This window comes from Streptomyces sp. NPDC051286 (assembly GCF_044455345.1).
GTDB lineage: Bacteria > Actinomycetota > Actinomycetes > Streptomycetales > Streptomycetaceae > Streptomyces.
Window position 1 is genome coordinate 111,566 of record NZ_JBITER010000018.1, and the last position, 15,741, is coordinate 127,306.

At 68.0% G+C, this 15,741-nt stretch carries 10 protein-coding genes; 6 read left to right on the top strand and 4 right to left on the bottom strand.

Going from position 1 to position 15,741, the window contains the following annotated elements; all coding sequences use genetic code 11:
* Positions 1 to 75: 75 nt before the first annotated feature.
* Positions 76 to 3,651 carry a CDP-glycerol glycerophosphotransferase family protein gene (locus tag ACIBB8_RS19960; RefSeq protein WP_398953835.1) on the bottom strand — a complete coding sequence of 1,192 codons (3,576 nt, stop codon included), beginning with the start codon at positions 3,649 to 3,651 and terminating at the stop codon, positions 76 to 78.
* A gap of 22 nt (positions 3,652 to 3,673) precedes the next feature.
* Positions 3,674 to 5,905, bottom strand: a complete 2,232-nt coding sequence (locus ACIBB8_RS19965; protein ID WP_398953837.1) for a CDP-glycerol glycerophosphotransferase family protein — start codon at positions 5,903 to 5,905, stop codon at positions 3,674 to 3,676.
* A 285-nt stretch (positions 5,906 to 6,190) separates the two neighbouring features.
* Here ACIBB8_RS19965 and galE point away from each other — a divergent pair, with 285 nt between their 5' ends.
* The gene (gene galE / locus ACIBB8_RS19970; protein ID WP_398953839.1) at positions 6,191 to 7,162 is read left to right on the top strand and encodes a UDP-glucose 4-epimerase GalE; all 972 of its coding nucleotides are present in this window, start codon (positions 6,191 to 6,193) and stop codon (positions 7,160 to 7,162) included.
* 128 nt (positions 7,163 to 7,290) lie between these two features.
* On the opposite strand, the gene ACIBB8_RS19975 is transcribed toward galE, so the two are convergent.
* Positions 7,291 to 9,381, bottom strand: a complete 2,091-nt coding sequence (locus ACIBB8_RS19975; protein WP_398953841.1) for a hypothetical protein — start codon at positions 9,379 to 9,381, stop codon at positions 7,291 to 7,293.
* Positions 9,382 to 9,924: 543 nt separating this feature from the next.
* Between ACIBB8_RS19975 and ACIBB8_RS19980 the strand changes: the two genes are divergently transcribed.
* Genes ACIBB8_RS19980 through rfbD form a run of 3 tightly spaced genes read left to right on the top strand, consistent with a single transcriptional unit; the run spans position 9,925 to position 12,871 of the window.
* Positions 9,925 to 10,995 carry a glucose-1-phosphate thymidylyltransferase gene (locus tag ACIBB8_RS19980; protein WP_398953843.1) on the top strand — a complete coding sequence of 357 codons (1,071 nt, stop codon included), beginning with the start codon at positions 9,925 to 9,927 and terminating at the stop codon, positions 10,993 to 10,995.
* Positions 10,992 to 11,978, top strand: a complete 987-nt coding sequence (rfbB, locus tag ACIBB8_RS19985) for a dTDP-glucose 4,6-dehydratase (RefSeq protein ID WP_398953845.1) — start codon at positions 10,992 to 10,994, stop codon at positions 11,976 to 11,978. Before ACIBB8_RS19980 ends, rfbB begins: the two co-directional genes overlap by 4 nt.
* Positions 11,975 to 12,871: a dTDP-4-dehydrorhamnose reductase gene (gene rfbD / locus ACIBB8_RS19990; protein ID WP_398953847.1), complete on the top strand. Its 897-nt coding sequence runs from the start codon at positions 11,975 to 11,977 to the stop codon at positions 12,869 to 12,871. Before rfbB ends, rfbD begins: the two co-directional genes overlap by 4 nt.
* 68 nt (positions 12,872 to 12,939) lie before the next feature.
* Here the strand turns inward: rfbD and ACIBB8_RS19995 are convergent, their stop codons facing one another.
* Positions 12,940 to 13,539 (bottom strand): dTDP-4-dehydrorhamnose 3,5-epimerase family protein, encoded by a 600-nt coding sequence (locus tag ACIBB8_RS19995; protein WP_398953849.1) that lies wholly within the window; start codon positions 13,537 to 13,539, stop codon positions 12,940 to 12,942.
* A 371-nt stretch (positions 13,540 to 13,910) separates the two neighbouring features.
* Between ACIBB8_RS19995 and proB the strand changes: the two genes are divergently transcribed.
* Both proB and ACIBB8_RS20005 read left to right on the top strand, forming a co-directional pair.
* Positions 13,911 to 15,017, top strand: coding sequence for a glutamate 5-kinase (proB, locus tag ACIBB8_RS20000; protein WP_398953918.1), 1,107 nt, complete (start codon positions 13,911 to 13,913; stop codon positions 15,015 to 15,017).
* A 143-nt stretch (positions 15,018 to 15,160) separates the two neighbouring features.
* Positions 15,161 to 15,673, top strand: a complete 513-nt coding sequence (locus ACIBB8_RS20005; protein WP_398953851.1) for a hypothetical protein — start codon at positions 15,161 to 15,163, stop codon at positions 15,671 to 15,673.
* Positions 15,674 to 15,741: the final 68 nt, after the last annotated feature.

A 15,741-nucleotide genomic window follows, 5' to 3' on the forward strand; every position in this document is an offset into this window, starting at 1 on the left:
AAGAACAAAGGGTGCGGGCCCCGGAGGAAATCCTCCGGGGCCCGCACCCTTTGTTCGGTGCTCTGTTGGGTGCCGCTACTCCGTGTCCCCGAGCTCGTTCGCCTGCTCCAGCATGCGGTCGATGACCCGCTGGGACGCCGCGCCGTCGTCAAGGTCGCAGAACAGGTGGTGGAAGCGTTCGAAGCGCTCGCTGTACCGGGGCCAGACGGTGTCGATGTCCCGGATCGAGTCGATCAGTTCGGACGACGTGCGGACCAGCGGACCGGGCGAGTCCTTCTCGAAGTCGAAGTAGAAACCGCGCAGAGTGTCGCGGTAGTGCTCCAGGTCGTACGTGAAGAACAGCATCGGCCGCTTGAGGTGCGCGTAGTCGAACATCACGGACGAGTAGTCGGTGATCATGATGTCGGAAGCCAGATACAGATCGGCGATGTCCGGGTACTCGGAGACGTCCCAGACGAAGCCGTTGCCGGCACCCGGCACCTGGTCGACGACGTTGGAGTGGCGGCGGATCAGCAGGACGTGGTCGTCCCCGAGGCGGCGGCGCGCGTCGTCCAGGTCCAGCCGCAGGTCGAACAGGTACTGGCCGGCGCTGTGCGACTGGTCGTCGCGCCAGGTCGGCGCGTAGAGGACGACCTTCTTCCCGGCGGGCAGACCGAGCTTCTCCTTGACCCGCTCGACGATCTTCTCCCGGTCGGGGGAGTAGAGATAGTCGTTGCGCGGGTAGCCGGCCTCGAGGATTTCACCGTTGTACGAGAAGGCACGCTTCAGGATGGGCGTGCTGAACCGGTTGGACGAGACGAGCAGGCTCCAGTTGTTCGCCTCGAGCGCCAGCCGGTTCTGGTACTCGCGGTCGAAGTAGAGGGTCTCGATGTCATGGCCGATCTTCTTCAGCATCGTGCCGTGCCAGGTCTGCACGATCACCTGGCCGGGACGGCGCACCACCCACTCGGGCAGGTGCCCGTTCGTGACGATGTACCGGGACCTGGACAGGGCCTCGAACCACTCGCGGCCCCACATGCGGACCTTCTCCGTGGCCGGTGGCAGGACGACCTGCCCGTCGCGGACGGCCCACAGGTGCTTGAGGTCACTGCCGCGGCGCAGCAGCTCCTCGTGGATGGCACGGGGGCTGTCGGAGTACTGCTTGCCGTTGTAGCTCAGGTAGAAGACCTGGTCGAGCAGCGGCTTCTCGCGGCCGGGCTCGTACACCTCGCGGCGCAACTGCAGCTGCCGGTACGGGCCGAGCTCCATGTCGCTCAGCTCGGAACGGCAGTTGAGCTGCGGGAAGTCTCCCCAGCGATGCTCGAACCAGTAGCGGCGGCCGCCCAGTTCGGTGTGCAGCGGGAACTGGGCGGTGGCGAGCCGGTCGATGACGAAGGCTGCGTCCGGGACGTCCTCCTGCCCGGATCTCAGGAAGAGGTTCCACCGTCCCGCCTTGAGCGGAACCTGGCCGGAGCCGCCCATGACCGACGGGTCGAAGGAGGTGGTGAAGGTCCCGTCCGAGGCCCACTGGACGGCTGTCACTCGCTCGTCGAAGCGGCTGCGGGCCTTGAGGACCAGATCGGCGCCGACGAGCCGGGGGCTCGTGTGGCCACTGACGACGATTCGGCCGTCGCGCTCGGCGACGTCGGTGATCACGGCACGCCGCGTCCGGCCGATGATCTTCAGATAGCCGTTGTGGCCCGAGACCAGGGCCAGCTCCTGATGGGCGCCCTCGTCGCCGAAGCTCTCCGGCAGGTCGACGCGGAGGTCGGCCAGGCCCTCCCGGACGACGCTGCTGAACTTGCGCTCCGTGCCGTCGGAGTCCGTGGCGAGCAGGGCCGTGCTCCACAGCCGGCGCTCGGGACGGGCCTGCTCGTCCACCGCCTCGGTGGCGAGCAAGGCCACCTCGGCGATGGGTACGTGCACGCGGAACGTGGCGGTGTCGCCGGTCCGCTCCACGGTTGCCGGGAACTTCTTGATCTCACCGCTCTTGGGGTTGGTCAGCCGCAGGTCGAGCGTCTCGCTCTGCTTCAGCGTGACCCGCAGCTCGCCCCGGATCTCCACCTGATCGCCGTCCAGCCGGCGGTCGGTGACGAGGGCGCGGACCTTCTCGATGCGGAGCTTGAGCGTGCTGCGCTCGACGCTGGGCAGCAGCCGGAAGTCCTTGTCGAGCCACTGGTACGGCGGGAAGTTGGCCGCAGACCCGCCGCGCGCCCACACACCGCTGCGCCGCACCAGGCCCGAGGAGTAGACGTTGATGCCGACGTGCCACAGACCCTCCTGCCAGGTGCCGCCCTTACGGAACTTGGCGGGGTCGAGTTCGAGCTCCCAGCCTGCCCAGTCGTAGTTGTAGCGCTTCTGGCCGGAGCCGGTGGTGCACTCGGGGCGATGGACGTTCTTCGCGGGCAGGAACAGCCGGCGCCGCGAGTTGTCCCGCTTGAGCTGGACGACCTTGATACTGCTGCGCTTCGACGACATGTCGATCTTGTCGATCCAGGCGTCGCCGGACAGTACCAGCCTGCCGTCCTTCCACTCGACCGAGCGCAGCGGCGCGCGCAGGTCCAGGTCTCGGTCGATGCGCAGCGCGGACTTGGGCAGCTCGACGGCGCTCGACTCCAGCGGTGCGAAGCTCGCGTACTTGCGGAAGCCGCCGGAGACCTCGACAGGCTCCTTGCGGCGCTGCGAGGCCAGCAGCGCGATCAGCTCAGGCATGGCGTGCTTGCGCACGAGGAGCCACTGCACCCGCAGGTCTGCGGGCAGGGCCATGACGATCTGCGGGTCGATCGTGTCGAGGTAGCGGTTGGCGGCTTCGAGGAACGCCTCGTGGAACTCTGCAGTCGCGTCGGGCAGCACCCGCAGGAACAGCCGCAGATCGTCACGGAGTACCCGGTCGTCGTACTGCCGCTTGTACTCGGCGAACTCGGGGCCCTGCTGCTGGGAGAGGAAGTCGCTGACCAGGCTCACTGCGGTGACCCGGTCCCTGATCGCCTGGGGCTCCCGGCGGCGTTGGGTGATCGACGGGGCGGACTCACCCTCGCGCAGCCGCCAGAAGTAGGTCGGCTCACCGATGGTGTCGACCGCTTCGGCCTGGTAATGGGCCGGCAGGACGACGGGGATGTCCTCGTGCAGGATTCCCTCGGGGAAGGCGAACCCGTGCTTCTCCCAGAAGGTGCGCCGGAACACCTTGTTGCAGGCGATGCGGTCGGCGACGAGCTTGGGATTCTTCGAGATGTGCGTCCGCTTGCAGGCCTCGCCCGCCAGCATCTTGAGCAGCGGTACCTGCCAGGACTTCTCGCCCTTGAGATGGAAGACGTTCCCGGTGGCGAAGTCGGAGCCGCTTTCGTCGAGGCTCGCGGTCATCATCCGGTAGGCGTCCGGCGGGATGATGTCGTCGCTGTCGACGAAGGTCAGGAACTCCGCGTCGGGCGATATGTGTGCGATACCCGTGTTGCGGGCCGCGCCGAGACCGCCGTTCTCCTTGCGTATGAGGGTGAACCGAGGGTCGCGGGCCGCGTATTCGGCGGCTATCGCCGCGGAGTTGTCCGGGGACCCGTCGTCCACCATCAGGACTTCGATCTCACGCAGCGTCTGCGACGCCAGCGAGTCGAGGCAGGCCGGGAGATAGCGCTCCACGTTGTAGATGGGGACGATGACACTGAGCCGAGGGGCCATGTCTTTCAGGATTCCTTTCGGGTCAGACCCGCTCGACCGGTTCGAGCGCCTGGACCGGGGTGGGTACCGGCTTGCGGTCGGCAAGCGGCACGACGGGAAGGAGGCTTTCCTCACCCAGGAAGACTTTGCGGACGACACGCTCTGCCGCGTGACCGTCGTCGTAGTCGCAGAAGCGTTCGCGGAATTCGCTGCGGAGGGCGGCGGACCTCTCGCTTCGCCATTCGCCGGACCGGAGCGTCTCGGTGAGCTGCGCCTGGCTGGTCGCAACAGCGCCGGGGGGCTCGGCCATCAGGTCGAAGTATGTACCGCGGACCACCTTGTAGGTGTCCCAGTCGTCGGCGAAAATCACGATCGGTCGATCAAGATTCGCATAGTCGAACATCGCTGACGAGTAGTCGGTGATCAGGGCGTCCGAGGCGAGGTAGAGGTCCTCGACGCGCTGGTGCGCCGACACATCGATGATGCGGCCGCTGGTCTGGAGTTCGGCCAGCCGGCCGCTCGGCTTGTAGAAGTAGTGGCCGCGCACCAGGAGGGTGACGTCCTCGCCCAGATCGTCGGCCAGCCGTGGAAGGTCGAGCCGCGGGGTGAAGTCCTTCTGGTACTCGCGGTGGGTCGGCATGTAGAGGAAGACGCTGGAGCCGTCCTCGAGACCGAGCTCCCGGCGAACCCTTGCCACATCCGCGGCAGTCGAGTTGATCAGGACGTCGTTGCGTGGGTAGCCGGTCTCCAGGGAGGCGTACCGGCACGGGTACACCCGCTCCCACACCGTGGTCGAGAACCGGTTGGCGGAGAGACTGTAGTCCCAGCGGTCGCAGCGCTTGAGCAGGTCCTCGAAGTCCATGTTCGTGGACGCCGGGAAGTTCATCTGATCGAGCCCCATGATCTTCAATGGGGTGCCGTGATGGGTCTGCAGATGGATCTGGCCCTCGCGCTTGACCACCGCGTCGGCGAAGTTCACGTTGTTGACCAGGTATTTGGCGCGGGCCACCGCCGCCCAGTACGAACGGGAGCCCACGACCACCACCTCGACACCCTTGGGCACGCGGCCGACCTGGTCGGCCCTGACCGCCCAGACCCGGCGGATGTGCGGGGCCAGCCGGGCCAGTTCGGCGTCGATGGCTGCGGGGTTGCAGGAGTAGCCACGGCTCCAGTAGGCGGAGAACACGGCCAGGTTGTCGTCCAGCCCCATCCTCAGCTGGGACTGGTAGAACATCCCCATGGCGGCGCGCTTGGCACGGCTGACGCGGTTGCGGTTGCGCAGGCGGGACTGGTTGCGCAACCGACGGGCCCGGGTGGCGGCAGCCAGTGCCGGATAGGAGCCCATGCCGAGCAGCGCGTATTTGTGGCCGCGGCCGCCCGGAGGACGTACGAAGCCGTCCGGCAGCCTGCGCTTGTAGTCCGCGGATGCCCGGTGGAAAAATTCCGACCGGGCGTCGCGCGGCAGCCGGCCAGGCTTTTCCATGATGGTCAGATAGTGGTCGGTCATTTTCCGGAAGAGTGCCGGGCGCCAGTGACCGAGTTCGGGGTGACCGTCCACATAGGCGAAGACGCGGTCGTACTGGTCGAAAACGTCGAAGTGCTTGCGGCTGACCGTACGGAGGATGTTGCCGCCCTCGCGCCGCTGCCGGTAGAGGACGCAGGTGCGGTCCAGCACCGCCAGGCGGTCCGCCGTTATCAGGGTGGAGTACGTCCAGGGAGCGTCCTCGTAATAACCGGGCGGGAACTGGAAGCCGTGCCGGGTGACGAAATCGCGCCGGTATGCCTTGTTCCATACGATCTGCAGCAGGTCCAGCAGCTCCGGCCGGTCCGCCAACGAGAAGACCGCGGGGCCGGTCTCGGTGAGGAGGTCGGCGCGCTGGTTCGGGAGGAGCCGGCCGTCCCAGTAGGTGCGCGTGTAGTCGAAGATCAGGACGTCGGGGTCGTCCGTCGCGTCGAGCCGTCGCGCGATGGCGCTCAGGGAGCCGGGCGAAAGGGTGTCGTCGCTGTCCAGGAACAGCAGGTAGTCACCGGTCGCCTGTTCGATGCCGGCGTTGCGGGCGCGGCCGAGGCCCACATTCTCGGCGAGGTGCAGGACGCGCACGCGGGGGTCGCGACGGGCGAACTCGTCCATGATCTCGCCCGAACCGTCCGGCGAGCAGTCGTCGACAGCAACGACCTCGAAGTCGGTGAAGTCCTGCTGCAGCACGGAGTCGATGCACTCCCGGATGTATCCCTGCACATTGTATGCAGGCACGATGAGTGTCAGTCGAGGCATCCTTCACCCGTCCAGAGAGCTGTCGAGGGGGGTTCATGTGGTGGCACCGATTCGTGCCGCCGGACGGCGGGACGGCCCCGGAGCACCCGGACAGCCTAATTGATCGTCGTCGTCTCGCCGTGGCCCTGTGTTGGTCCGCACGTCACCCGGCAGTGTCCGTCCTGGCATCTCCCCCATGAGGGGGCGTATTGAACGATAGTGCTGGTCTGTTCTATTTGCTCGACTCCACTTTTCCCACACGTAGAGTGAAACCGATGGTTTGACCTCGCACAGGGAGACGCGCAAATGGCCTGGATGGTGACAGGTGGGGCGGGATACATCGGTGCGCACGTCGTGCGTGCGCTGCTCGCGGGCGGTCAGTCGGTCGTCGTGTACGACGACCTGTCGACGGGAAGCGCCGAGAAGGTGCCCGCCGGGGTGCCCCTGGTGATCGGCAGCGTACTCGACCGGCAGCAGCTCGACGCGGCGATCCGTGACCACGGTGTGACAGGCGTGGTGCACGTCGCGGCAAAGAAGCAGGTGGGAGAGTCCGTCGAGCGGCCGCTCCACTACTACCGGGAGAACGTGACCGGGCTCGAGACTCTTCTGGAGAGCATGGTCGCGGCGGGCGTCGACCGGCTGGTGTTCTCCTCTTCGGCCGCCGTCTACGGCATGCCGGATGTGGAACTCGTCACGGAGGACACCCCGTGTCTACCGATGAGCCCGTACGGCGAGACGAAGCTCGTCGGCGAATGGCTGATCCACGCGGCCGCTCGGGCCCACGGGCTGCGCTGCGCCTCGCTCCGTTACTTCAATGTCGCGGGTGCCGCCTCCCCCGAGCTCGCCGACGCCGGGGTGTTCAATCTCATCCCGATGGTCTTCGAGCGACTGGAGGCCGGTGAGGGCCCGAGGATCTTCGGCGACGACTATGAGACGCCCGACGGCACGTGCATCCGCGACTACATCCATGTGGAGGACATCGCCTCCGCGCACCTTGCGGCTGTGCGCCGGCTCGACGAGGCCGAGAGCGGTACCGACCTCACGCTCAATATCGGCCGCGGTGAGGGCAGCTCCGTGAAGGAGATGGTCGACCGGATCCTCAAGGTGACCGGCCGGGGCGAGCTCACCCCGGAGGTGACGGCTCGCCGTCCCGGCGACCCGGCGCGCGTGGTCGCCGCAGCCGACCGGATCCGGACGGAGCTGGGCTGGTCGGCCAAATACGGAGTGGACGAGATGATCGACTCCGCGTGGCAGGGCTGGCTCCATCACCACCCGTAACGCCGCTTCGCCGCCGCCCGTGGGCTCCGTCACTCGTAGGCTCCACCACCCGTGACGATCAGCGACGGTGAAGGGGCCCGCATTCCTGCGGGCCCCTTCACCGTCGTGTCGTTGTGTCGAACCGGCGCCTATGCCTCGGGTCCCGCCTTCAGTAGGGAATTCGAAGCCTCTCCTGCCGGCGCTGTCTTCGTTTCCTCGGCCTGGGCCCCGCGCTGCGTGGGAATCATGGACAGCAGCCGTTGCGCCATGCGCGCACGGTGACCGTCCGCCGCCGCGCACAGACTGCGTGCCGCCTCGTTGAAGCGCTCCAGCGACGGCGGATCCGAGGGGCCGAGCAGATGAAGTTTCAGCTCGGCACGGCTCCGGGCCAGCGTGTCGTGCTCCGGATTCCGTACGGAGTGCAGCAGCGCCGCCACGCCCCCGGCGTCCGGGGTGAGGATCGTCGCCGCGCGGACCGTCGGGAACGCCTCACGGAAGGCGTCCTCCGGCAGGTCACTGGTGTTCGCGACGGCGTACGGCTTCTCGCCCGCCAGGTAGTCGGTGACCACGCTCGACACATCGCTGATCAGCAGATCCGTCTGGTTGAAGCAGGCATACAGCGCGGGCTCCGGAGTGGTGATGATCTGGTGCTCCCAGTCGGGCAGGGATGCCCAGTGCGCCTCTTCCCAGCCGGCGGTGGCCGAGGCGACCGCTTCGGCACGGCCCGCAACCGGTGTGCTCTGGGCCAGCATCCGCTCCGCGTCGTCCGCACTCTTCCGGAAAGAGGAGGCGAGGATCCTGTCCAGCTCGGCGGTCCGCAGAGCCAGCGCGGCCGCGGCCTCGGGGCCGGGCCGGGGGCCGGTGCGCCGGCGGTTTGCCTCGCGGATCATCTCCTGTATGCGCTCGTTCGCGGCTCCCGCACGCGGATCGACCGACCCCGTCATCGGATGCGGCTTGTAGAGAAGCCGTACCCCGGGGTCGGCGAGCAGTGCCCGGACGATGTTCTCGCCGGCCAGGATCACCGATGTGTTACCGGGGTTGCCGTCCCAGCCCTCCCAGGTCGGGGCGTAGAGCACGGTGGTGTACGCACCGGTCGGCGGGCCCGCGTACGGGGCGATCGACGCCAGCTGGGGGCGGCCGATCTCCACCACGTCACGGTCGTCGACACCGACCTCGGCCTGGGCGTAGCGTTCCCGTGCGGCCGGTCCCGCGACCCAGACCTCGTCGTACGCCTTCGCGTAGGGATTGCAGCTGGAGAGCTTGTCGCTCTCACCGTGGTTGACAAAGGCGTGCTTGATCGTCGGGATGCGCAGGACCTGCGAGGTCTTGCCCGAGTTCGCCGGGTGGATCAGCATTTTGAGGGTCGAGTGCTCAAGGCGCATCAGCTGGGCGACCTTGGGGATGCACACGATGGGGATGTCCGTCGCGCCGACCTTCCGCATCATGAAGCGCTCGCGCAGCACGATGAGCGGGCGGCCGTCGGTCCGGGCGAGCGTGTCGAGCCACATATTGGCCTGGTACGCGGACGAGGAGCCGCCCGAGAAGTACATGCCGACGGTCGGCTGGTACTCGGCGAGCCAGGCGTCGAACCAGTCGAGCACCTCGTCCGGCGAGGCGGGACGGCGGCGGACCAGCCGCCACAGCAGCATGGCCAGTCCGGCAGAGGCGAGGACGACCGACAGTCCGATGCCGGCTGCGGCGAACTCCGGCTCGTCGCTCGTCGCCGTCGCCAGCAGGCCCGCCGTCGCGGGCAGACCGAACAGCAGCAGCCGCGGTCCGGGCCCGCCCATCAGCAGCGCGGCGGGTGCCGGGGTGATGCGCAGGGCGGAGGCGTCGATGTTGCGCGTGAGCAGCGGCAGCGTGCGGCTGCTGCGCACAAGTATCGCCGTGGCGTGACCGGCGAAGTGGAGCGCGTAGAAGAGGAGCAGGCCGCAGATGAGGGGGAGGTAGGCCGTCTCCTGTTGCCGGCTGTCCAGCTCGAGCACGCCCACGACGAGCAGGAGGTCGCGTACCACCTGCCGCACTGTGACATCGGCTCTGACCTTGGCGAATTGCGCGTTCAGGTCTGGCTGCCAGCGGTGCAGGGCCGATTCTGTCGCGAGACTGGCCGCCGTGGCCGCGATGAGCAGGGGGACGTTCGGAAGGAGCGCGGCGGTGGCCTGGGCGACGAACGACGCGGCCAGCACGAAGATCAGGAAGGGCTTCGCGGCAGGCCGCAGTGTGAGAGGAAGGGGTTGCACTCGGGGGACTCCAAGCAGCTCGAGCTCGCGCAAGGCACGGGTGGCCGGATGGCACGGTGATCGGGCCGACTGGTAACGCCGGGGCCGGGGCCTCGGGAGTGGGCGTGATGAGCCCCCACCGTAGAGGAGGCACGTCGTCCGCTTGCGTGGCTCAGGTGAGGACTGTGTAACAAAATATTACAACCATTTTAGATCATGGACATTTTCCTGTGCACACCCCGTAAGGCGGCGGTGCACACCCCGTAAGGCGGCTGTGTGCGGACAGTCGCAGGCCGGTCCTCGCAGATGGCGCCTGGCTCCGTGCGCGGAGATGCCTCCGGGCGGTCTTGGGGCTGGGGAAGCGCGGTCGCGCGGAAGATGATTCTCACGATTATCTGTCGCAGGGGAAGAAATGTGCGATGCGGGAAAATGTTTCCTGGTGTCAATCGGGCGCATCACGATTCCGTGAGTCCATTCGCGGCAGACCGGACAAAGAATCTCAGTAAAATCGCCCCGACGGTCGCGGCCGCGACATGACCGGAGTCTCACCAGCGGGCAGGGAAAATGAAAGCTCTCGTACTTTCCGGGGGGGCCGGCACCCGGCTCCGTCCCATTACGCACACCTCTGCCAAACAGCTGGTACCGGTGGCGAACAAACCGGTGCTGTTCTACGGCCTGGAAGCCATCGCGGAAGCGGGCATCACCGAGGTCGGCATCATTGTGGGCGACACCGCCGCGGAGATTCGCGCGGCCGTCGGTGACGGTTCCCGTTTCGGCATCGAGGTCACGTACATTCCTCAGGACGAGCCGCTCGGGCTGGCGCACGCGGTGCTGATCGCCCAGCGCTTCCTGGGGGACGACGACTTCGTCATGTACCTCGGTGACAACTTCATCGTCGGCGGGATCGCCGGTCTGGTCGAGGAATTCCGTGTCGACCGGCCCGATGCGCAGATCCTGTTGACCCGGGTGCCCGACCCGAGCGCCTTCGGGGTCGCCGAACTCGACGGCGACGGCCGGGTGGCGGCGCTGGAGGAGAAACCGAAGGAGCCGAAGAGCGATCTGGCGCTGGTCGGCGTCTACCTCTTCACCTCCGTCATCCATGAAGCCGTGCGCTCCATCGCACCCTCCTGGCGGGGCGAACTGGAGATCACCCACGCCATCCAGTGGCTGATCGACCAGCAGCGCGACGTCCGTTCCACCACGATCCGCGGGTACTGGAAGGACACCGGCAACGTCACCGACATGCTGGAGGTCAACCGGACGGTGCTGGAGACCGTAGAGCCCTCGGTCGAAGGCGCCGATGTCGACGACGAGAGCGAGATCATCGGCCGGGTCCGGATCGAGGCGGGCGCCATGGTGAGCGGCAGCCGGATCGTGGGTCCCGCGATCATCGGAGCCCGTTCGGTGATCAGTGGTGCGTATGTCGGTCCGTTCACCTCGGTCTCGGAGGACTGCCGGATCGAGGACAGCGAGATCGAGTACTCCATCGTCCTGCGGGGCGCCTCGATCGACGGTGTCCGCCGCGTCGAGGCGTCGCTCATCGGCCATGACGTCGAAGTGACCCCCGCGCCCCGTTCCCCGTCCGCCCACCGACTCGTGCTCGGTGACCACAGCAAGGTACAGATCTCGTCATGACCACCCGCATCCTGGTGACCGGCGGGGCCGGCTTCATCGGCTCGCACTACGTCCGTACGGTGCTCGGCCCGCAGGGGCCCGGACATGTCGCCGTCACGGTGCTCGACAAGCTCACCTACGCGGGCAACCCCGCCAACCTCGACGAGGTCCGCGACCACCCCGGCTTCGCCTTCGTGCAGGGGGACATCTGCGATGCGGAGCTGGTCGCCGAGCTGATGGCCGAGCACGACCAGGTGGTGCACTTCGCCGCCGAGTCCCACGTGGACCGCTCCATCGACGGCGGCGCCGAGTTCGTCCGTACGAATGTGGTGGGCACCCACACCCTGGTCCACGCCGCGCATCTGGCCGGCATCGAGACCTTCGTGCACGTCTCCACCGACGAGGTCTACGGCTCGATCGACGTGGGCTCCTGGCCCGAGACCGATCCGCTGGCACCCAACTCGCCGTACTCCGCGGCCAAGGCGTCCAGCGACCTGATCGCCCTCTCGTACCACCGCACCCACCGACTCGACGTGCGCGTGACCCGCTGCTCCAACAACTACGGGCACCACCACTTCCCCGAGAAGGTCATCCCGCTGTTCGTCACGAACCTGCTGGACGGCAAGCCGGTCCCGCTGTACGGCGACGGTGCCAACGTCCGCGACTGGCTGCACATCGACGACCATGTGCAGGGCATCGAACTGGTCCGCACGAAGGGCCGCGCCGGAGAGGTCTACAACATCGGCGGCGGCACCGAACTCTCCAACAAGGAGCTCACCGCCCTGCTGCTGGACGCCTGTGGCGCCGACTGGGAGACCGGCGTCATTCAGGTGGAGGACCGCAAGGGCCACGACCGCCGCTACTCCGTCGACTGCTCGAAGATCCGAAAGGAGCTCGGCTACGAGCCCCGCAAGGATTTCCGTACCGGTCTCGCCGAGACCGTGCAGTGGTACCGGGACAACCGCCCCTGGTGGGAGCCGCTGAAGGAGAGGGCCGCGCTGTGAGCCACGTCTGGCTGGTCACCGGAGCTGCTGGGATGCTCGGCCGGGACATCCTGGCCCGGCTCGCCGACGAGTCCGTCACCGCGGTCGCCGCGAACCGCGTGGCTCTCGACATCGCGGACCCCGCCTCGGTGCGCACGGCCTTCGAGTTCCACCGCCCGGCCGTCGTGGTGAACTGCGCCGCCTGGACCGCCGTCGACGACGCCGAGTCCCAGGAGGAGGCGGCACTGCGGGTCAACGGCACAGGCCCCGAGATCCTCGCCGCGGCCTGCCGTGAGCACGGCGCCGTGCTCCTTCACGTCTCCACCGACTATGTCTTTGCCGGGGACGCCGAGAAGCCGTACCCGGAGGACGCCGCGGCCGGGCCGCGCAGCGCCTACGGCCGGACCAAACTGGCCGGGGAACGCGCGGTGTCGGACACCCTTCCGGACACCGGGTACGTGGTCCGTACCGCCTGGCTGTATGGAGCGGGCGGACCCAACTTCGTCCGTACGATGATCAAACTCGAGGGCGTCGAGGACATCCTCGATGTGGTCGACGACCAGCGCGGGCAGCCCACGTGGACTGCCGATCTGGCCGACCGGCTCGTCCGGCTCGGACAGGCCGCGCTGGCCGGCACCGCCCCCGCGGGCATCTACCACGGCACCAGCGGCGGGGAGACGAGCTGGTTCGGCTTCACCCAGGAGATCTTCCGGCTGCTCGGGGCCGACCCGGCGCGCGTCCGCCCCACCACCAGCGACGCCTTCGTCCGGCCGGCTCCCCGACCCGCGTTCAGCGTGCTCGGCCACGACCGCTGGGCGGCTGCCGGAATGGCGCCGATCCGTGACTGGCGGGCGGCGCTGGAAGAAGCGTTCCCGGACCTGCTCGCAGCGGAACGGCGCAGCGCGCAGCAGTGACCTCGGCCTCTGGGCTCCGCCGACTCGCACCCGCGGGCTACCGCACTTCCCGCGCTGTCCCGGTCGGTTCAGCCTCGGGCGCGCAGCTCCGCGTAGTACGCCTGACAGGCGTCGTACGACGGCAGCAATCCCTGCTCCTCGGCCTCGGCCAGCAAGGGTGCGGCGGCATCCTTGTCGGAGAGCAGCGGCGCGACATCCTTGGGCCATTCGATGCCCAGCTCGGGGTCGAGCGGATTGATGCCGCGTTCACGACCGGGCGCGTAGCCCTCGGAACAGAGGTAGACGACCGCTGTGTCGTCGGTCAGCGCCATGAAGGAGTGGCCGAGCCCCTCGGCGACGTAGACGGCGTGATGAACCACGTCATCGAGGCGTACGGCTTCCCACTGCTTGTACGTGGGGGAACCGACCCGGATGTCCACGATGACGTCGAGCACCACGCCCCGCACACATGTGACGTACTTGGCCTGGCTCGGCGGCACATCGGCGAAGTGGATGCCGCGCAGGGTGCCCCGGCTGGAGATCGAGAAGTTGGCCTGCGCCAGCTGCAGACCGTGCCCGGCGGCATCGTTGAGGTCGGACCTCTTGAACCACTCGTGGAAGCTGCCGCGACTGTCCGGGAAGAGCTTGGGCTCATGCACCCAGGCCCCTGGGAAGGAGAGCTGCCGCATGCGATCACATCCTTGTTCCGGCGCTTGAGACGGACGGGAATGGCGACAGCCAATTTAACGGGAATTGTCGCCGTTCATGGCCACGGTGAAGGAGATTTCCCAAGGGGTGATTGGATTGACGCACAATGATGGAGACCGTCTGCAGCGGTACGGAATATGTAAATAATTTGATGTGACTTTCGTTGTCGCGCCACTCATCGGCTGTGTGGTCATTACTCCGCGACCGGAAGGCGGAAAACGGGAGTCCGATTATCGGGAACGTCCGTTCGGTCCGGCGATCAACACGGCTCGCGTACCCTGACGGCCAGGCAGACGCAGCCGATGAAGACGGCGAGGGCAGGAACGTGCACGTGGCAGGGGCAAGGCAGAGCGTGACCGAGGCGCGCAGGATCGTGGTCAAGGTCGGGTCCTCATCCCTCACCACCGCGGCCGGGGGCCTCGACGCCGACCGGGTCGACGCACTCGTCGACGTGCTCGCCAAAGTCAGGAGCGGCGGGGAGAAGGAGATCGTCCTCGTCTCCTCCGGTGCCATCGCGGCCGGACTCGCCCCGCTCGGCCTGGTGCGCCGGCCCAAGGACCTGGCCAGGCAGCAGGCCGCGGCCAGCGTGGGACAGGGGCTGCTCGTCGCCCGCTACACCGCCTCCTTCGCGCGATACGGCGTCCGCGTCGGCCAGGTGCTGCTGACCAGCAACGACACCAGCCGCCGCGCCCACTACCGCAACGCCTACCGCACCCTGGACCAGCTTCTGGACATGGGCGCGCTCCCGATCGTCAACGAGAACGACACCGTGGCCACCGACGAGATCCGGTTCGGCGACAACGATCGGCTCGCCGCGCTCGTCGCCCACCTCGTCCGCGCCGACCTGCTGGTTCTCCTCTCCGACGTCGACGGTCTCTACGACGGCGACCCCAGCACCCCCGGCACCACACGCATCGCCGAGGTGACGGGCCCCGCCGACCTGGCGGGCGTCACCATCGGCAGCGCCGGAAAGGCGGGCGTCGGCACCGGCGGCATGGTCACCAAGGTCGAAGCCGCCCGGATCGCCACGGCCGCCGGGGTGCCGGTCGTGCTGACCTCTGCGAGCCGCGCCGCCGACGCCCTCGCGGGCCGCGACACCGGTACGTACTTCCACCGCACCGGACGCCGCTCGGCCGACCGGTTGCTCTGGCTGGCCCACGCCTCCACCCCGCAGGGATGGCTGACCCTGGACGACGGGGCCGTACGGGCCATCGTCGAGCGTCACAGCTCGCTCCTGCCGGCCGGAATCGCCGCGGTCGACGGCGAGTTCACCGCAGGGGACCCGGTGGAGCTGCGCGACCTGCGCGGCCGCCCCGTGGCCCGCGGACTCGTCAACTTCGACGCCAAGGAAATTCCGCAGCTGCTCGGGCGCTCCACCCGTGACCTGGCACGCGAACTCGGGCCGGCGTACGAGCGCGAGGTCGTACACAGGGACGATCTGGTCCTCCTGCACCGCTGACCGGCCCCCTGAAACGGCTGAAAGTCCGGACTTCCGGCGGAGACCTTCACGAAAACCGCCCCACGCCCGGCGCTGGACTGGTCAACTTTGTAACGGGGACACAGCGGGGTACAGCACAGCAACGCATTCACAGGAGGCCGCCGGTGAGACGAGCGCGCCCGGGGGCGCCGCCCGGAGGAACGGGTGGCCGCGCCCTGACCAGCGTCGGAGCAGATGCCGGCTTCGACGGGAACCGGTCCGCGGACAGTACCGTCGACGGGGCCACCGACGAAACCACCGGCCTCGAGCCGGTGGGGGTGAAGGAGGAACGCACCCAGTCGAAGCTGTGGCACATCACGCTCAGCGTCTCGGGCACCGAGACGCCGCTGAGGGAGGTCAGACGCGGTCTGGAACAGCTCGCGCATGACCACCCCTTCCTGCTGACCAGCCGGTACGCCAACGACCACGCGGAGATCCGCTACTGGGAGGAGGCCCGCGATCTGCACGACGCGGCGGCGGTCGCGCTGCGGCTGTGGGGCGAGCACCGCTCCAGCGCCAAACTGCCACCCTGGGAGATCGTCGGCCTGGAGGTCATCGACCGGGAGACGTACCACCAGCGGATCGCCGAGGGATACGGGCCGCCGCCGGCTGCACCGGTCGGCGTCCACCCGTACTGAACCGGCCCGTCCTGGGACGGTTGTCTCGCATCACGGGATACGTGAGGGATGCCCGCAGTGTGCGCACT